Below are 18,510 nucleotides of genomic sequence, written 5' to 3'. Positions count from 1 at the left end.
TGGTGTCTGGGCGGCGAGCCATCATTTACTATGCCTCGCCAAGGGTGTAACCAGAGTCTTGCTGCCTATTTTCTTGAGCCGAATTAGTTTTCGTCAGAGAAGAGATCGCCGCCATGCATGTCGATCATCTCTAATGCCTTACCACCACCACGGGCCACACAGGTCAGCGGATCGTCGGCCACCATCACAGGGATGCCGGTCTCTTGCATCAACAGACGGTCGAGGTCACGCAGCAGTGCGCCACCGCCAGTCAGTACCATGCCGCGCTCAGAGATATCTGAAGCCAGTTCTGGTGGAGACTGTTCCAGCGCCACCATCACGGCACTAACGATGCCAGAGAGTGGCTCTTGCAGCGCCTCTAAGATCTCGTTGCTGTTCAGGGTAAAGCTACGTGGTACCCCTTCGGCCAGATTGCGACCGCGCACTTCGATCTCCAGCACTTCGTCACCCGGATAGGCGGTACCTATGGTGTGCTTGATACGCTCGGCCGTGGCCTCACCGATCAGGCTGCCATAGTTGCGACGCACATAGTTGATGATGGCATCGTCAAACTTATCGCCACCGATACGCACAGAAGAGGAATAAACCACGCCGTTTAGTGAGATGATGGCCACCTCGGTAGTACCACCACCGATATCCACCACCATAGAACCTGTTGCTTCCGACACAGGCAGACCGGCACCGATAGCGGCCGCCATTGGCTCTTCGATCAGATAGACTTCGCGAGCACCTGCGCCCATGGCCGATTCACGAATCGCACGACGCTCAACCTGGGTGGCTCCCACTGGCACACACACCAAGACGCGTGGGCTTGGACGGAATACGCTGTTGTTGTGTACCTGTTTGATGAAGTGCTGCAGCATCTTCTCGGTCACGTAGAAGTCGGCGATCACACCGTCTTTCATTGGACGAATGGCTTGAATGTTGCCCGGCGTACGACCCAGCATCTGCTTAGCTTCCGTTCCCACGGCGGCAACCGATTTTTGGCCGCCGCTGCCGCGTTCGCCCCGAATTGCAACAACCGAAGGCTCATTTAACACTATACCCTCTTCGCGAACGTAAATTAAGGTGTTAGCCGTACCCAAATCGATCGAAAGATCGTTAGAAAAAATGCCACGCAGCTTCTTGAACATGTAACCAGCCTGTCTCAGTGGAGTCGGAAAAATAAAAATCAGGTAACTTTATCAATGCCCCCCGCATTCCACAAGGATATTATGCTGATCCTTAGATAAATATCTGTTCATCATTGGGGCTTGTGTCAGCCTAAGTGAACACTCGCTCAGCAATTGGTAGATCGGCTATTTCACTTCCCGCCAATAGATGATCTTATCGTGTCCGCGATAGGTGCCAAAATAGGCATTAGCCCTCGGGTCAAACAAGGTATCGGCAGCGTTCCCCGGATAGTTCCAATAGCCCTTGAGCCAAGGTTCAACATGCAGCTTGAGGGGCACCTCGCCCGCCTGATTGGGGATGGCAAAATAGAGATTGCCCACGCCATTCATCAGGGCACCACTGCGCAGCGACAATCCACTATCGCTGAAGGCCTGCAGGTCGGGGAAGCCCGAAGGTAGGATACGATACAGGCCAGAAGTTGCCGTCTCGCCGGCATCTAAGGAGATCTGGGTATTAAAAACCGAGCAATTGTCATCGCCATTGAGTGTCCAGACTGGCACGCCAGCAGTCACGCTTGAAACATATTCGCTATGCATTGGCAGCCGCAGGCTCTCCGACTGAGGGCCATAGCCGTTTTCCAGCACCAGACGGCCATAGCGCAGCTCGAAGGCCTTACCGTCGCCGATATCGCTGAAGGTAAATCCGCGGCAAGCAGCCGAGGCGCTGTCGCGATAACAGATGCCATCTTCATCGCTGACGTCCAGCGCCGACAAGATTAGATCAAACTTGGCATCGAAGGATTCCTGTGGCGTCTGGGTGCGTCGGTAACTCGGCTGGGCGCCGATCAACTCAGCGACATTGGGTGAACCGCGATAATTGACCTGGCCTGAGAGTGCCGGCGCCTGACTGTCGCCAACCACAGCTAGCCCTGTGCTGTCTTGATAGCTACGCTCAGGCCACTGATTGCGCTCTGCCTCATCCCTATGCTTGTAACGCCACCAATCGCCGATCTGGTAGTTACTGGTTACCTTATCTTGGGCATTTAACCCCGCCACCTGAATGTTTGGCTCGGCGCCCGTTTTAAAGCCGAAGGGCTGATCCAGATAGGTAAATGCGCCGCAGCTCTGGGCCGCCTCAGGGTCGTTGCCAGTGATCTCTAGATAGGCTGGTGTGAAACGGCCAAACACCTCACTGCTGAACTGGCTGGCGGGAATGGTCACCCCCTCAAAGCTGACATCCGCGCCAAGCGCCACCTGCATGGTGCCCACCTCGCTCCAGCTTTGATCATTGATGATCTGGGCGCTAACGCCAGATGATAGTGAGAACGCCAGGCTATCACGTCCTAACACGCCGTTTACCCCGGTATCGGGCTGCACTACCTGTGACACCACAGACAGGCCGTCATGCTCGAAGTTCTGCAGCGCACTATTGTCACTGAAATCTTTGTCGTCATCGCTCTGCCAACAGGCCGCAGTCACCTGCATGCTAAAGGGTTCTCCCGCCGCCGCCAGTACCTTACAGTCAGCGTCATAGGGTTCACTGGCATCACAGCGCCCATTGGCACTGACATTGGCAAAATGAAAACCGGCAGGTGTCGAGGTAAAGCTATCGCTATGGGTAAGCACTAGCGTCTCTGAACCTCCTGCGGGACGCGAAACTATGTGGCTATGTTCGGCGCTAAGCGTCACCACGCCCGCCTCTGGGTAGTTGGCCGACAGACTGGCAACTCCTTCAGCGTTAAAATGCACCTGCATTGTCTGAGTGCCGCCGCCATCGATCGCTATCGAGTCACTCGGTGATAACAGGCTGTTCAGGGTAAGCTGGGCCGGATTGTTTACCGTTGCCGGGCGCAGATAATCGAAGCCGAAGCTAATCGTCTTGGTCTGGTTGGCAAACAGGGGCTTACACTGCTGCGTCTGAGTATCTTTGGTGACAGCAAACAGATTAAAGCTGTTACCCGTCTTGCAGGCGGTACTGTCGGGCACATCGAAATAGAATCCCGTATCGGCAAAGTCGAGCAGGCACTGGGCATTAGCCACCAGAGTACCGTCGATATAACAGCGATAGGGCGCGGATGGTGCCGTAGTGCCAAGTCCCAGGAGGACGCTGCCGCCGTCTGGGTGCCACACCTGGGTTTGAGCCGAGCCGGTAAAGCCGACATCGGCATATTTATTGTCATTCTTGGTTAACTCGACGCTCGAAGAGACACTCGCTTGAGTCGAGCAGTCGGCGTTGACACAGGCCCGCAGCAGGATATCTTTGGCGGCGCAGCTCAGCGCATCCGAGGTAAATTCGAGCCGGTAATGGTCGACATTCACACCGCCCTTGTCACACATGCCGCCGAAGTCGGCGTTGTCCACCGCATCGAGATCGATATTGTTGTAGTCCTCAGGATCTAAATCTCCGCCGGCGGCAATTGCACCACTGAGATTGGCGTTCCCGTCAAAGTGAACATCTCCTGCAACATAAACAATCGCATTCACATAATTAATGCCCGCAACTTTTAAATTTCCTCGCACATAAATAATGAGATTCTCGGCTTTACCATAAGCGTTAATACTGGATTTGGTCAGCGACAAGCTATCAAAATAAAGACGTGTCGAGGCACTTGTCGTTGTTACGTAGCTGTCATGTTCGAATGTGCCATTTCTAAAGTTATAATCCCCAGGTTTAAAAGAATCGCTTGGCGAACAGCTTGTCGATCTTCCTTGCTTGAGGCAATTCAAATCCCCCAAACTAGAACCAATATCATCAGGCGGCACCAGGCCGGGATTATGGTTTCCGGTTGCCGGGTCGGTAAAGATCGCATCACACTGAGGCACGGCGAAAACACCTGTGGAGAAGATTAGGTAAAACAAGCCAGCGAGCAAGGTTAGCAGGAGTCTATTCACGGGCCTCGACCTCCACCTTACGATTGACGCGCAGACAGGCATCGCCGTCGCAATTGCCCACGGCGCAGGTCGCCTCACTGCCGATAAGATATTGGGTCACGCTGTCACTCCCAGTCGCCACTGTGGTCTGATTGCAGCTTAACACCACATTACAGCCATGAAAGCCCACCACATCCGGCGGTGTCCAACTAGCAGAGACGCTAGAACAACCGACCACAGCACCGCTTAGGGGAAATAGCTGCGCCAGGGCGGCATCGGCGCCGCTGTTCGCCGCGGCGAAGGCGCGGGTTGCCAACACCTCCAGGTTTACCCCCTCGTCGGCATCGCTGACGATATTGATCAGCGCAGCCGCCATCAGAAACATCACGGTAATGATGAAAATGCCTATCACTAGGGCGCTGCCTCGCTGGCTGGCTCGATTAGGGAACATTGATCACCTGCACCTGATGTTGATATTGAAAGGTCTGGCCATTCACCTCGAAACGGGGCGACAGCTGCACCACGGCATTGTTAATCAGTGTACCCGGCGTGTAGTGAATCGGCGCCTCACTGCCTAAGTTATTGACCACATGCTGGCCCATCAAGGCCCCCGTCCCCATCTGAGCCGGTGTCGGTGTCGGCTGGGTGGTCTGAACCCCGTAGCCGTCGTAACGCCTGATATCGCCACTGCTTAAGAAGCAGTAACTCACGGCGCCATTGACCATAAAATAGCGCTTCTGAGGCGAGGCCTCATCGAAACGCAGCGCATTGTTAAACTCGATCTGATTGCCACTCAGCTGTTTAACATCGAAGATACGCCCCTGTGTGGTCGACGGACTGTCTTGGTAGAGCTGAACAGGTGAAAGCGGATAGATCACCATCTTGTGGGCCAGGTTAATCCCCTGCGCCGGGAGCATCACACTGCCGCTGTCTGCCGGGCTGTCTGGCGCTATCGGCAAACTGATATAGCTGGCGCTGGCTGTGATAGGCATAAACTCTATGCACTGTGCATCGCTTGAGCTGGCCACCCGGATGCTGTTTGGCAGGGCATTACGCAGCTCCCGCGTCATACGCTCAATCACGAAACGACTCTGGCTCAGCACCTGATCCACTGAGCTGGATTCGACGAAAATGCGGGTGCCCAAGATCACAAAGCTGCTCACCCCGACCACCAGGATGCCCAGTATGATGATGACGGTCACCATCTCGACCAGGGTGAAGCCCTTGTTAGTTTGCAGCCGCATCAGTAGTTACTCCGCAGCCCATGATAGGTGATCACCTCGCCACTGGGGGTGGTCACATTGATCGCCACCAGCTTGCTGTTCTTGTCGCTGCCGGGATAGGTGACGCTGACCGATAGTTGGTAGTTAATATATTCCTGAGCATAGGTGCGATCCGAGTTGAGCATCTTGCTGGCCTGGGTCAGGCCATGATAGTCATCCACATCGCGATAGGCGTTACGATCGAGTCCGCCCGCGCCAAAGCTGGCCTGGTCTGTACAGGGCTGCCCTGCTGGCAATCCAAGGTCTGGCCTGGCCGCTGCGCCACAGGCGGGCACGCCGCCATTGGGATTGCTGTTCTGATCGTAACGTTTGCCCCAGATCTCGTTGAGCAGGGAATGCGCCAACTCGGCAGAACGCACCCTGTGCAGGGTTTCGGCGGCGCGATCCGCCTGGGGAAACAGCATGCTGGTGAGCATAACCAGGGCGATGCCAAGCACTATCATGCCCACGACCAACTCGATCAGGGTAAAGCCTGAGGCGCGCCTTGGTAAGGTGACTCTGCTAGCGTCCATGAATATACCCCTGGCTCTCTATGCTGAGGTCTAAGGTTTCATCGGCTGCAACCTTGATGGTGCAGCCCGTAGCGCAGCTGCCCGTCACCCTGCCATCACGGTCGAAGGTCAGGGTGAAGCTGTTCAAGCCACCTAAACTCAGGCTGGTCTGGCGGGGTAGCGACTGGGCATTGCCAGTGACCGCTAGGCTGTTGCAGTCGGCGCCAAAGATGTCGGCACGATAACTTGTCTCCGTCACACTTACCTTGTAGCAGCGATCCAGATTATTCAGCGCCATCAGCTGAACGCGCCTGAGCTCGCTAATCAGTTCATCTCTCAGGGTATAGGCACTGTAGCTAGAGGCGGTAAAGAAGCGCGGCAAGACCACCACAGATAAAATGGCAATCAAGATGATGCTAGTGACCAGCTCCACAAGGGTAAAACCTTGTTGTTTATTCATCGACACCCCAGCCGCAACACGCTGATAGCGTTAAACTTTCTAATAACCTACAGAGTATGGCAAATATTGCCATCGATTTCAGTAATTAGTCTCTCGCCACAGACAAAAAAGGCCTGCATTGCAGGCCTTTAGAAACGTTTTCTCTAGCAATCGCTAGCCGCAGGTATGGCACCATATGTAGGCGGTGTCGATGCATCCTTAGCCTGGGTATAAGTAAACTTACAAGCAGTAGGTGCATCCTTCTGAGAGATTTCGATTGCTAAAGGATCTGACCCAGTAACCTCTGTAAACGTCCAATCCGAGGCTGTGATCTCTAGTGCAGCGGCAATCTCAGCTTGCTTAGCCTGAATATAACCATAATTTAAGGTCACGCCTTCAACTACCGTTCCTGTAGTTGGTGGTGTTGCATTCGAGTCAGCCGCAGTTGCAGCTGTCTTTTCAATACCCACTAAGACTGCCTTGGAGTAATAAAGTGAGTTCGCCCCCTGCAACGCCCCTTTTACACCTTGCAATGCAGAAACACGGGCATCACTCTGTAGGTTAATAAACTTAGGCGCCGCGGTCACCGCCAGAATTCCTAAAATAATAATAACAACCACTAATTCAATTAGTGTAAAACCATTTTGTTTATTCATTGATAACTTCCTATTTAACAACCAGTAATAACAGCCGAGACTACGGCCGGTGTATTTGCATCTTTTGCCGTCGTATAATCGATACGACATGCATCTGTCGACTTCTTACCCTTTGGCACTATGATAAATTGAGTATTTGTCGAGGAAAACACACCCCAATCTTGAGTGGCGACAGTATCGGCAGCGCTCAAAGCTTCAAACTCTGTATCCAACGCATTTTCCAGATTCGCCTTAACGATAAGCGGCTCATCTTCACTATCTAAATAGCCATAATCGGTAATGACTTCCACACCGGGGGCGATAATGATACTGGTATCAGCTTCCTTCTCTTTTCCGGCAATCACAGCCTTCGAATAAATCAGGGCGTTGGCTCCCTGTATCGCGGCTTTCATCCCCGCAATAGTCGATTGACGAGCATCACTTTGTAGATTAATAAACTTAGGCGCGGCGGTCACCGCCAGAATCCCTAGAATGATAATAACCACCACTAATTCGATTAGCGTGAATCCTTTCTGCTTATTCATCTGTTTCCTAACTATTAGCAATTTGAAGTTGTCGGCATGGCGGCAAATGTAGGGCCGACACTCGAGCTTGTCGCTTGGGTATATTCCAACTTACAGGCGGCTGGAGCACCTTTTTGCCATATAGTCACCTTTGAGGTTTCTTCCTTAATAATCCATTCATCGGTTGCCGTTGTGGATGTTGGCTTACCATCTGCACCAGCAGCAAAAGAGACATCTAATCCTTTCTCAAAATCGGCCTCAGTCGCTTTCATATAACCGTAAACGATATTGATATCGTTCCCTGTACCTAGGCCGATATCCAATGTAGCTGCGCCATTAGCGTCGCCCTTCTCTTTTCCGGCAATCGCGGCTTTGGAATAGACCAAAGAGTTGGCACCTTGGATAGATGCTTTCATTCCTTCCAATGCAGAAAGGCGCGCATCGCTCTGTAAGTTAATAAACTTAGGCGCTGCGGTCACGGCCAGAATCCCTAAGATGATGATCACAACCACTAGCTCGATCAGTGTAAAGCCGTTTTGCTTCTTCATGTCGTACCCTTGTTATTTTCGCTTCTGCTAACTTTCAACTTTTCAATAAAATTCTGTCGGCCCCGCCGGGGCAAGGCGCAAGATTAATTGGTAAAACTCAACACCTGACCGGTACCTGGGTTATAGAGGATACCTTTGGCGTTGGCGGTGGCCAGATCAGGTGTAGGTGTCGGCACGCCCGTGGTTGGGTTTAATGCCAGCGAGGCCACCTGATGGTAGACACAGAGATCTAAGTTGGTCACCTGAGTGCCATCGATGGCAACCCCATTACCACCGGCGCCATCCAGTACACGCGCGGTAAAGCGCTGATTGCGGGCATCCTGATTAAAGAGCACGTTACGCGGTGCGCCCTGAAGAATATTCTGGAATACCTCCTGACAGGCGGCATCAGTCATACCGGTCGCACTCACGATACCACTGCCCGAGGTCAAGCCCGTTGGAAAACCGAAACGAATATCCAGGGAGATCTGCGTACCATCCAGCACCACATTGGCATTATTACGACCATCCACCTCCCATTGGGAGCGCACGAAGCTTACCGCCGTGGCCAAACCACCGGCTACGCCATCTACGCTAGCATCTTCTGCATCGTCGGTCACATTCAAAAAACGGGGAATGGCAGTGGCCGCCAGAATTCCCAGGATCACAATCACGATCACCAGCTCGATCAGAGAGAAACCGCTCTGTTTGGTTGGCATGTATTGGGCTCGCATTTTCATAAAAAACTCCCTTGGATAATCCTGATAATTCTAGCAGTTACAGCAAATTATAAAACCTTAGAAGTCGCTAAATTCAGCGATCTGTCAAAAAAATAACGCGTCCACTAGTGAGTTGATAACTCAATCGATCACCGTTATTAGCAATATAACTACAAACCTCTCCAGCCTGGTCCGCTTGTGTAACAATTTTGGCTAAATCATCCCGGCCACCCAACAGCTGCCACCAGAGGGTCTTGCAGTTCTCCTCTGTGATTTGCGCTAAGGTTGGCCAACCCTGTTCGCTCATCTTGATCAGGGGTTGTTCGCCGTCCCTGAGTTCCATGGCCGTGGACCAGTCGAGATGCATCTCGGCAGGGCGCCCCTGCACCAACCATTGAGAGCGAACCATGGCCAGCACATTCAGCAGGCGGCTGTGCTCAAGCTTCAGCCCCTGAGAAGAGACCTGATCCACCTTGGCAAAATAACCGTAACCTAGTACGCCCAAGATGAGCAAGAGCACCACTATGGCGATCATCTTGCCGTAGGCCTGCATCAGCTCGCTGTCCACCCGCTGTTGATTCTGCATCAGCGAAGCTCCCGATCCATCTGCCAATTCATGGTTATCACGGGCTACCCTCCCTTGACCACATTGAGCATATCCCACATCGGCAGGTAGATGCCCAGCGCCAGGATGAGGACGATCACCGCGACTATGCCGATCAAGATAGGCTCCAGCTTGGCGGTCAGGTTCTTGAGGTCGTAATCGACCTCCCCCTCGTAAAAGTCGGCGGCGTCGTTAAGCAGTTGATCTATCTGGCCCGTCTCTTCACCAACGGCCACCATCTGCAGCACCAGCGGGGTAAAGAGCTGACTCTGGTTCGACACCCGCAGCATGGACTCGCCGGACTCTATGCCCCGGCGCATGGCCACTATGCGGTCATGCATATAGGCATTATCCACGGCATCAGCCACCAAGCTCAGGGCCTGTGTCATGGGCACACCTGCGCTCAGCATCATGGAGAAACTGCGGCAATAACGCGACAGGGTCGAGCGCTCTATGATGCTGCCCACCGCCGGGATCTTAAGCTTCCATCTGTCCCACTGCTGCTCGCCCTTCTCTGTATTGTGCCAGTAGCGGATCCCCACGAAGCCCCCCACCAAGGCGATGAGCAACAGGTACCAGTAGTTGACGAAGAAGTTAGAAGTGCCGATCAACAGCTTGGTGGCCCATGGCAGATCCGCGCCGAAACGGGCAAACAGATCGGCAAACTTAGGGATCACCATGATATTGAGCACCACCATGGCCAGGGCCACCGCCATCAAGACGAAGATGGGGTAGCGCATCGCCGCCTTGATGCGCCTGCGGGTTTCCTGCTCGCGTTCGATATAGCCAGAGAGCTGAATAAAGGCATCCTCCAGCTTACCCGTGTTCTCCCCCACATGGATCATGGAGACAAACAGGGCATCAAACACATCCGGATGATGGTTCATCGCCGATGAAAGCGGACGACCGGATATCAGCTGCTCTGAAATATCGTTCAGGGCATCCTTCATCCGTTTGGAGTGAGAACTCTCAGATAGGCCGGCGATGGCCCGCAGAATAGGGATGCCCGAGCGGGTGAGCGAATACATCTGCCGGGTAAAGATTTGCAGCTCATCCAGGCCAACCTTGCTCTTAAACAGGCTGCCCAGGTGGAACTCCCGCGCGGCCTTGGCCTCCACCAGCTCAAGGGGGATCACGGCGCGAGATAGCAGCTGATCGGCGGCGGCGCTTTGAGTGGTCGCATCGAGCCGCCCGCTGACCGCATTGCCCTGTGCATCACGCCCCTTGTACTGATAGACAGGCATAGTTAGCCCTCAATCTCATGTTGATGGATCATCTCCTGCGAGATGGGTACCTGGGCATCGCTGGCATCTTCGATAAGCTTGGCCACCTCTTCCATAGTGGTCATGCCCTCAGCAAGGTAGTTGAGCGCCGACTCGGCCAGCGGAGTAAAGTTCGGGCTCTGATAGGCCGCCTGGGCAAACGCTTGGGGATTACCGCTACGCATCGCATCGATCATCTTCTCATCCAGCTCCAGGATCTCGAACACACCTATACGGCCGCGATAGCCGCTACCGTTACAGCTCTGGCAGCCGGTGCCGATACGAAACTTGGCCTGGCTGAAGTCGCGACCGCTGATGCTGCTAAGCCATGCCTGATCGGCGGCGCTAGGATCATAGGGCTGGGCACACTTGTGACAGACCCGCCGCACCAGACGCTGGGCAATGATCACCCTAAGCGCACTGGCCACCAGATAGCTGGCGGCACCCATGTCCAGCAGACGCAGGGCAGAGGTGACCGCATCATTGGTATGCAGGGTCGACAGCACGAAGTGACCGGTGAGTGCGCCCCTGAGGCCAATTTCCACCGTTTCTTGGTCACGCATCTCACCCACCATGATGATGTCGGGGTCTTGACGCAAGGTGGTTCGCAGTACGTTGGAAAAATCTAAGCCTATCTTATGGTTAACTTGCACCTGATTGATACGCGGCAGCTGATACTCCACGGGATCTTCCACCGTGATGATCTTGCGATCGGCGGTGTTAAGCTCACTCAGCACGCCATAAAGCGTCGTGGTCTTACCGCTACCCGTTGGCCCGGTCACCAGCAGCATGCCGTGGGGACGTTTGATCTGTCTGCGCACCCGCGCCAGCATTTCGGCCGGCATGCCTGTCTCATCTAAGGTCAGCAGGCCCGCGGACTGGTCCAGAAGACGCATCACTACAGACTCGCCGTGATAGATGGGCATGGTCGACATACGCACGTCTATCTTATGCCCCTTGATCTCCATGTGGAAACGACCATCTTGAGGCAGACGCTTCTCTGAGATATCCAGCCCCGCCATCAACTTGAGACGCAGCACCAGCGCCGAGGCGATGTTCACCTCCTGCAGGGTGTTCTCTTGCAGCTGGCCGTCGATACGCTGGCGGATCCTCAGCACCTTATCGCCGGGCTCGATATGAATATCTGAGGCGCGCATCTGCACCGCATCTTCGAAGATCGACTGCAGCAGCTTAACCACTGTCGTCTCGTTATCGCTGTCGGCATCGGTCAGGCTGGCGAGATCGAACTGATCGTCGGCGGCATATTCCTCCTCCAGCTTACCGGCGATCTGGGCGATCTCCCCGGTGCGGCGATACAGGTTGTCGAAGGCCTCCAGCAGCTGGGTCTCTGTGACCACGGCAATCTTAATCGCCTTGGGCGCCAGCAAGACCTCGATATTATCCATCGCCTGTAGATCGGCAGGGTCGCTCATGGCCACCAGCACATGGTCGCCATTATCTTCCACCGCCAGGGCGCGATAACGACGGGCCTGAACCTCGGGCAGAAGATTTACGACTTGAGGCGGAATCGCCCGGCGGCTGATATCCAGAAAGGGAATATTGAGCTGCTGCGACAGAAACTTAAGCAGCTGCTCTTCTGTGATGCAGGAGAGATCGATCAGGGTGCGACCCAGCTTCTTGCCGGTATTTCTCTGCTCGGCCAGGGCCTGACCCAGCTGCGCCTCGCTGATGATCGCTTCCTGTACCAATAAGTCGCCGAGACGCATCTTTAACTTGGGTTTCACTCGATATCTCCTAACTGGGCCAGCCGCTGCTGAATAAAATCGCTGGCCTGCTGCGACAAGCCAGATAAGCCTAGGGCCTGAGCGTAGGCCTGCTTGGCGCTGGTGTATTTTTGCTGGGAATCTAAGGCGTAGGCCAGCCCCATCCACCACTTGGCCTGCGTGGGTTCGACCTTGGCCAGGCGGCGATAACTCTCTTCGGCCAAGGCAAATTCCGATGCCTGCTGGGCAAGATGACTCTTCAGCACCCACTTCTGCTTGGCGAGCAGGTGATCATCTGGGATCGTGCCAAGCGCCGCCAAGGCCCCCTGGCTATCCCCCTGTGCCTCCAACACTTTGGCCAGCATGAGGGCATAATCAAATTCTTGAGGATAGCGAGCGAGCCCTTGTTGCAGCACTGTCTTAGCCTCGCCCAACTGTCCCTGACCGTAATAGAGGGCCGCCAGATATTGACGTGCGCCGTGCAGGGTGGGATCGAGCCTTATCGCCTCGCTATAGTCATCCACTGCCTGGGACAGTTGCCCACCCTCCTGGGCCGACTTGCCCTGACTGAAGCGTTTCTCGGCCAGCGCCTCGGGCGATAGTTTCACCTCGGTCACCACCATGGAGCCGGTCGTTTTGGCTGTGTTGGCGTCTGATGCCTGCTTGACCCGAACCCTCTGAGGCTTAGCGGCAGGCGTGCTCTCAACAGCTGGCTTGCTCTCGTCCTTAGGCTCTGCAACGGGGGCTATTTTGGGGGTAGCCACGAGCTCAGCACTAGCGTCGGCACTAGGCTCGACCTTAGCTGTGACCTGAGTATCTGCAATCTGTGAACCCTCAGCCTTCGATTCCTCGGCAGGCGCTTCATCTGCTGCCAGTGCCGTTTCATTCGAAGCGATCGTCTCTACGCTCGGCTGTTTGAGGTCGCCGCTGGCAATCTCCTGGGCCAGATTCTGATTATCCTGTTGCAGTGCCAGGTTGGTGCGCTCAAGAGCCGCGTAGCGATCCCACGCCAGATAGCCCATGGCCAACAGCAGTAGGGAGAGCAGTGCGAGCAGCAACCAGGGCAGACGCGACTGAGGCGCCTGACGATATTGCAATGGCGGCACAGGCAGCTCATCCAGCCCATGGGACTGCTGGCGCTTATCCAGATCTTTGAGCATGGTATTGATGACGCTCATGCCAGCCCCCTGGTAAGCCAAAACCATAACGCGCCGGCGCACAGTGACACGGCGCCAAAGGTGCCCAGCCACCAAGAGGGAAACAGCCCCCTATCGGCATCCTGGGTATCGGCAATCGCCCCCTTCACATGGCCTAGGCTCACCTTGTCTGCGCCTTCGCCATAAGCGAGCAGTAGCGCTTTATGAGACAAGATATTGATGAGTCTCGGAATTCCTCTTGCGGCGCGGGCGATGCGTCTACTCTCGCGGGCGCCAAACAGCCCCTCGCCGCGATACCCCGCCACCTCGAGTCTGTGGGCCTGGTAGGCTCGGGTCTCGTCGGCGGTCATGGGCCGCAGTTGATAGCTGAAGGTGATTCGTTGTCTGAGCTGACGAAACTGCGCCTGTTGCAGTCGGGTATCCAGCTCAGGCTGGCCAAACAAGACTACCTGCAGCAGCTTGCGACTCTCTGTCTCCAGGTTAGTGAACAGCCGCAGCGCCTCCAGACTATCGTCAGGCAAGGCCTGAGCCTCATCCAGCACCAGGACGATGGAGTGTCCATGGGCGCTCAGCGCAATAAGCTGCTGCTGAATAAGACTGGTGAGACGCTGCTGATCCAGATCGGCACTGTATTTTAGCCCCAGCTCCAGCGCCAGAGCCCAACGCAGCTCGCTGGGACTCAGATAGGGATTGGGCAAATAGGCGCAGTGAAAACGCTCGGGAATATCGTTGAGCAGTTTACGACAGATCAAGGTTTTACCCGTCCCGACCTCGCCGGTGACCTTGATAAACCCTTCCCCCGTCTGCAGGGCAGTTTGCAGCACTTGCAGCGCCTCGACATGGGGCGCCAAGCCGAAGAAGAAGCCGGTATTTGGCGTCAGCGAAAACGGAGGCTGCGCCAAATGAAAGTGCTGCAGATACAAGCGCCTACTCCTGTTTCTCTTCTGGGTACCAGCGATCCAGCAGTGCCTTGGAGCGTTGCAGCTCGGTCTGCCAGGTCTCGGCGCCAACTACGGTCGGCTTGAGCAGGATCACCAGCTCAGTCTTGCGTAGCGAGTTGGAACGGTTGGTAAAGGCTTCGCCCAGAAACGGAATATCCCCCAGCAGCGGCACCTTAGAGACCAGCTCGATATTCTCGCTCTTCATCAGGCCACCGATCACCACCACATCGCCGGTATTTGCCTTGATGACAGTGTCCGACTCGCGAATCTCACTCTGGGCAAGCGGCAGCTCGAGTGTGCTGTCTGATACCTTGATCGACTTGTTCTGCTCCTTGATATCGATAACCGACGGATGGATATGCAGCAGCACATTGCCCTCCTCGTCGATCTGCGGGGTCACATCCAGCGCGATGCCAGAGAAAAACGGCGTCAGTTCCACTTCAGGAGTGGTGACCGGCGTGGTGCCCGCTACCGTGGTCGAAGACACATCTGTCACGAAGTATTCGTCGCGGCCCACCTTGATCACCGCCTTCTGGTTGTTCGAGGCGGTCACCCTTGGGCTGGACAGCACATCCACATCACCCTGGGTATCGAGCAGGTTAATCATGGTGCTGAAGTCTTTGCCCTTGATCTGTAAGGAGGTGATGCCACCAATGGCCGAGGTGATCACATCCCCCAGGCCATCGGGCGCCTGCGAGGTACCAAATTCGACGCTGTTATTGCCGCTTTGGCCCAGCACGCTTTCCCAGTGGATACCCTGCTGATAACCGTCAGACAGGGTCACCTCTAGCACCTTGGCCTCGAGGATCACCTGACGCTGCAGATGACTCTCTGCGGTCTTAAGGAAGGTCTTCACCTGACGCAGCTCGTTGGGATAGGCCCTGATAGTCACCAAGCCCGCCTGCGGGCTGACCACCACCTGACGGCCGTCACCCGTTGTGCCTATGATAGATTCCAGCGTCTCTTTCAGCTCACCCCAGAAGTCTGTCTTGGTCTTGGAGCGGATAAAGGTGCCGTTGGTGGTCTCGTTGCTATTGTTGCTATTGCTGTCGCCACCGTTGTTGTTCGAGTTATTGTTGTTGTAATTATTGCTGTTGTTGCCGTTGTTATTACGGTTGTTATTGTTGTCCGAGATCCGCCCAGAGTTCACCGAGGTCAGCGACAAGCCCTGACGCTCCATGTAGAGATAGTTGAGCGGGAAGGTCTCGGTGCGCATGCCAGCAGGGAAGACACGCAGGATACGTCCTTCTCGGCTCACCTCGTAACCATAGATATCTTCGACCACCTGCAGCGCCTCGCTCAGGGTCACCCCCTTGAGGGACAGAGAGACAGTGCCTGTCACGTTAGGGTGTACGGCCACGCTCAGCGGCGTGCCCTGTACCAGGCTAGGGAAGAAGACCTTGGCATCGACATCCTTGGCCGACACATCGAAGCGTCGCTCACTCGGCTGGCTTGGGGTCAAAGATCCGAGCAGGGCCGATGACTGCAGCTCACGCTGCACAGAATCTGGCATCACGGCCGCCGGTGGTGGCGTTTGCGGCTTGTTCTGCGCCGCGGCAATCGAGCTATCGATCGCCGATTTCGACTCGACAGGCTGGGGACGATCCGTTGTCTGACAGGCGGCTAACATCAGCACGAGCAGAGGTGTTATGGTTTTCATCGCAGTCATTTATTGTCCCTTTGTCGCAGTTACTTCTGGGTAGAGCTTGAGCTGGCGGCCATCGGCGAGCCAGACTCCCTGTGCCGTGATGCGAGTGATCCTCACACCTTGTACCCTGTCACCCGTGGTGAATGTCTTGTTATTGATAATGGCCGTCGCCGATTGGTCGGTGATCATCAGGCTGTTGAGCACCAACTTACTTCCGCCTTGATGCTGCGCCGAGCCTAGGGCTCCAGCACCTGGACGGGTCGGATCCCTCAGGGTCTGCGCCGAGGCCTGAGTCAGCCCAAGGCTAAACAGCGCCAGCAGGCAAACACTAATCTTGATTCGCAACACTGATAAAGTCCTTGTTAATACTGAGTGTGTAGACCTCTAACGTCACCTCGGCCTTAGGATAATCGCCCACCACATAATCCAATTGGCGCCAATAGAGCTTATTGGGCATCGCCTCAACCGCCTCGATAAACTTGAGGGTGGCAAAGTAATCTCCCTCGAACGCCAGCTTGATGCCGTGGCTATAGAGATTGAGCTTGTTCTCATCCCCTAATGCCAGCAGTGGCTTAGGCGCCAGAGACTCGAAACTTTGCAGGCGTATCCCTTTCACCCGGCCCAGCAACTCGCCTAGCATGGTCGGCATCTTATCGGCGGGCACCATGTCGACCATCTGAAACGACAGCTGCTGGTCGAGATCTTTGGCTTGCTGTTGTAGCCCCGCCAGACGCTGACGATATTCCTGATCGGGGTCGGTCGCCAATGTCTGCTGGTACAGGTCAATCTGTTGCTCTGAGATTCGGTTCTCGGCGGTTAAGGCCTTGATATTACTCTGCACGCGACTGCTCTGGGTCAGCAGAGACTCGAGCGGCAGATAGAGCAACATGCCGATCACCACCACGACCGCCACGGCGATCATCACCCGCTCGCGCTGACTCAGCTGATCGAAGGCTTCGCCCCAACGGGCTATCTGCTGTTTCATTTCGCCTGCTCCTCATCACGCTTGCTGCGCAGCACAAATCCCAGCGGCTGCTTGTCGCCCCGGTTCATGGTGAGCGTGCTAAAAGCCTGGCCCTTGAGCGGCTCGACCCCTTGCAGGCGTGCCAGCCAGAGGGGGACAGCATTCGGCGAGGCGCTAAAGCCCTCGAAGACAAACTGATCTTCCTGCACCTGGATGCGGCTCAGCCAGAGCTGATCGTCGGTCACCCGCGCAAGGCCGGTCAGCAGGGGAGAATAGCCCTTGCTGGTGAGGGTCTCCACATGGGAGAGTTCGCCGAGCAGCAGACGCTTGAGTTCCACCTGCTGCGATAGGAGATCCACCTGCTGCACCAGTGCCTGAGAGGCGCTGCGCTTGGCGATGGCCTGCTCGAGCTGCGCCTTCTGTTGGTCGAAGGCGGCCTTGTCGCTGAGTAGCTGATGCTTGTCGGCCTCCAGGCTTCCCAGATGCAGATAGGCCAGTAGGTTGGCGGCCAGCAGCAAGACAAAGAGGCCGAAGCCAAGCTGTAGCAGGCGCCTAAAGGAGAGGCGCAACCTGGGCGGTAACAGGCTGGCAGTAAAGAGATTGACCCGCAGTTTTGAATTCATCTAGGCAGGCTCCTCCGTTTGACGTTCAAGCTCGGCCAATGCCCATTGGGCTAACTTATCCTGCACCTGATCACAGGCGATCACCTCGACGGCCTGATCGAAGTTCCGACTCAATAGCTGAGCCAGCATCTGACGCTCACCGCCCATCAAAAGCGCAATAGAGGCTACCGGTGCCTGGCGCAGCTGGCTCTCGAAATAGTCCATGGATCGCTGCAGCTCCAGACTGAGGTTATCGGCGACGTTAAGCTGCAGATCTTCGCTGGAGACTCTATCTAACTGACTGAATCCGCGGATACGGCGCTGCATATAGAGCTGCCCCTGTTTCACCACGGTCAGCAACAGCTCACTCCCCGGCTTGTGACAAAGCACCATGTGCGCCAGCTTATCTTCGGCGCCATAGTTGCTGATGGCCATCTCTTCGATGCTGATCCCGGCAATGGTCACCTGGTGCTTATCCGCTGCCTTAACCAGCGCCTGTAGCATGGCCTTATTAACCGCGACCACAGTCACCTTGTTGTTGGTGGACTCTGGCGACTCAAAGTAATCCAGATGCAGGGACTCGACGGGCTCTGACACCATATCCTTGATCGACCAAACGAGCGCCTGATGCATCTCTTCTGGCTGCACCATAGGCTTGTCGACCACCAGCAGCTGGTAGAAGTCCTCGCTGAGCACGAGTTGCAGATGGGGGGCGGGGATCTTGTCGGTCAGCGCCTCGAATACGCCAGACCAGTCATCGCCCGACAGGGGCAGTGAAAATGAGGTGTCGCTGTCGCGCTTAAAGAAGGTCACTGCGGCGGCGTTGAGGTATACGCCTAAATCGACTCTATCGTGCTTGGTTTGCCAGAAGGCAAATTTACTCAAAAGACTATTTTCCATTTAAGGCATATCCACCAATTTGATACTCACGCGCCATGAGTGTCCCAAATCGCTCTACCTCAAATGCCGGATGGATATTGCCTCGAGGAAAGCGTCAAAATAATAGC

20 protein-coding genes are annotated in these 18,510 nt (G+C 55.3%); all 20 read right to left on the bottom strand.

Translation table 11 applies throughout. The features are described 5' to 3' along the window. Positions 1-83: 83 nt before the first annotated feature. Positions 84-1,133, bottom strand: coding sequence for a rod shape-determining protein (locus tag K0J45_RS02075; RefSeq protein ID WP_011864209.1), 1,050 nt, complete (start codon positions 1,131-1,133; stop codon positions 84-86). A gap of 165 nt (positions 1,134-1,298) precedes the next feature. Beyond that, positions 1,299-4,046: a DUF8470 domain-containing protein gene (locus tag K0J45_RS02070; protein WP_491572536.1), complete on the bottom strand. Its 2,748-nt coding sequence runs from the start codon at positions 4,044-4,046 to the stop codon at positions 1,299-1,301. After that, the gene (locus tag K0J45_RS02065) at positions 3,997-4,434 is read right to left on the bottom strand and encodes an MSHA biogenesis protein MshP (protein WP_220044042.1); all 438 of its coding nucleotides are present in this window, start codon (positions 4,432-4,434) and stop codon (positions 3,997-3,999) included. The genes K0J45_RS02070 and K0J45_RS02065 overlap by 50 nt, the downstream gene beginning before the upstream one ends. Then, the gene (locus tag K0J45_RS02060) at positions 4,424-5,227 is read right to left on the bottom strand and encodes a PilW family protein (protein ID WP_220044041.1); all 804 of its coding nucleotides are present in this window, start codon (positions 5,225-5,227) and stop codon (positions 4,424-4,426) included. The genes K0J45_RS02065 and K0J45_RS02060 overlap by 11 nt, the downstream gene beginning before the upstream one ends. Next, the gene (locus tag K0J45_RS02055; protein ID WP_220044040.1) at positions 5,227-5,778 is read right to left on the bottom strand and encodes a type II secretion system protein; all 552 of its coding nucleotides are present in this window, start codon (positions 5,776-5,778) and stop codon (positions 5,227-5,229) included. The genes K0J45_RS02060 and K0J45_RS02055 overlap by 1 nt, the downstream gene beginning before the upstream one ends. Then, positions 5,768-6,217, bottom strand: a complete 450-nt coding sequence (locus tag K0J45_RS02050; protein ID WP_220044039.1) for a type II secretion system protein — start codon at positions 6,215-6,217, stop codon at positions 5,768-5,770. The genes K0J45_RS02055 and K0J45_RS02050 overlap by 11 nt, the downstream gene beginning before the upstream one ends. 143 nt (positions 6,218-6,360) lie before the next feature. Next, positions 6,361-6,852 (bottom strand): type II secretion system protein, encoded by a 492-nt coding sequence (locus K0J45_RS02045; RefSeq protein ID WP_220044038.1) that lies wholly within the window; start codon positions 6,850-6,852, stop codon positions 6,361-6,363. 14 nt (positions 6,853-6,866) lie between these two features. Continuing rightward, positions 6,867-7,376 carry a prepilin-type N-terminal cleavage/methylation domain-containing protein gene (locus K0J45_RS02040; protein WP_220044037.1) on the bottom strand — a complete coding sequence of 170 codons (510 nt, stop codon included), beginning with the start codon at positions 7,374-7,376 and terminating at the stop codon, positions 6,867-6,869. 14 nt (positions 7,377-7,390) lie between these two features. Further along, positions 7,391-7,903 (bottom strand): type II secretion system protein, encoded by a 513-nt coding sequence (locus K0J45_RS02035; RefSeq protein ID WP_220044036.1) that lies wholly within the window; start codon positions 7,901-7,903, stop codon positions 7,391-7,393. 83 nt (positions 7,904-7,986) lie between these two features. Continuing rightward, entirely contained in the window at positions 7,987-8,601 is a 615-nt protein-coding gene (locus K0J45_RS02030) for a pilin (RefSeq protein ID WP_220045194.1), read from the bottom strand. A 94-nt stretch (positions 8,602-8,695) separates the two neighbouring features. Further along, positions 8,696-9,187, bottom strand: coding sequence for a hypothetical protein (locus K0J45_RS02025; protein ID WP_220044035.1), 492 nt, complete (start codon positions 9,185-9,187; stop codon positions 8,696-8,698). A 44-nt stretch (positions 9,188-9,231) separates the two neighbouring features. Further along, a complete protein-coding gene (locus tag K0J45_RS02020; protein WP_220044034.1) occupies positions 9,232-10,449 on the bottom strand; it encodes a type II secretion system F family protein in 1,218 nt (405 codons plus the stop codon). A 2-nt stretch (positions 10,450-10,451) separates the two neighbouring features. Then, entirely contained in the window at positions 10,452-12,212 is a 1,761-nt protein-coding gene (locus K0J45_RS02015) for a GspE/PulE family protein (protein ID WP_220044033.1), read from the bottom strand. Beyond that, positions 12,209-13,369 carry a tetratricopeptide repeat protein gene (locus tag K0J45_RS02010; RefSeq protein WP_220044032.1) on the bottom strand — a complete coding sequence of 387 codons (1,161 nt, stop codon included), beginning with the start codon at positions 13,367-13,369 and terminating at the stop codon, positions 12,209-12,211. Before K0J45_RS02010 ends, K0J45_RS02015 begins: the two co-directional genes overlap by 4 nt. Next, entirely contained in the window at positions 13,366-14,271 is a 906-nt protein-coding gene (locus tag K0J45_RS02005) for an ExeA family protein (RefSeq protein WP_220044031.1), read from the bottom strand. The genes K0J45_RS02010 and K0J45_RS02005 overlap by 4 nt, the downstream gene beginning before the upstream one ends. 4 nt (positions 14,272-14,275) lie before the next feature. After that, on the bottom strand, positions 14,276-15,958 hold the full coding sequence (gene mshL, locus K0J45_RS02000) for a pilus (MSHA type) biogenesis protein MshL (protein ID WP_220044029.1): 1,683 nt from the start codon (positions 15,956-15,958) through the stop codon (positions 14,276-14,278). Continuing rightward, the gene (locus tag K0J45_RS01995; RefSeq protein WP_434086948.1) at positions 15,959-16,285 is read right to left on the bottom strand and encodes an MSHA biogenesis protein MshK; all 327 of its coding nucleotides are present in this window, start codon (positions 16,283-16,285) and stop codon (positions 15,959-15,961) included. Continuing rightward, positions 16,266-16,922 (bottom strand): MSHA biogenesis protein MshJ, encoded by a 657-nt coding sequence (locus K0J45_RS01990; RefSeq protein ID WP_220044028.1) that lies wholly within the window; start codon positions 16,920-16,922, stop codon positions 16,266-16,268. The genes K0J45_RS01995 and K0J45_RS01990 overlap by 20 nt, the downstream gene beginning before the upstream one ends. Further along, complete coding sequence (locus K0J45_RS01985) at positions 16,919-17,524, bottom strand: PilN domain-containing protein (RefSeq protein WP_220044027.1); 606 nt, start codon at positions 17,522-17,524, stop codon at positions 16,919-16,921. Before K0J45_RS01985 ends, K0J45_RS01990 begins: the two co-directional genes overlap by 4 nt. Beyond that, complete coding sequence (locus tag K0J45_RS01980; protein ID WP_220044026.1) at positions 17,525-18,403, bottom strand: MSHA biogenesis protein MshI; 879 nt, start codon at positions 18,401-18,403, stop codon at positions 17,525-17,527. Positions 18,404-18,510 lie beyond the last annotated feature (107 nt).

Source organism: Shewanella alkalitolerans, from assembly GCF_019457575.1.
GTDB lineage: Bacteria > Pseudomonadota > Gammaproteobacteria > Enterobacterales > Shewanellaceae > Shewanella > Shewanella loihica.
Note: the sequence above shows the minus strand (reverse complement) of the source record. Positions and strands in the feature narration are given on the sequence as shown.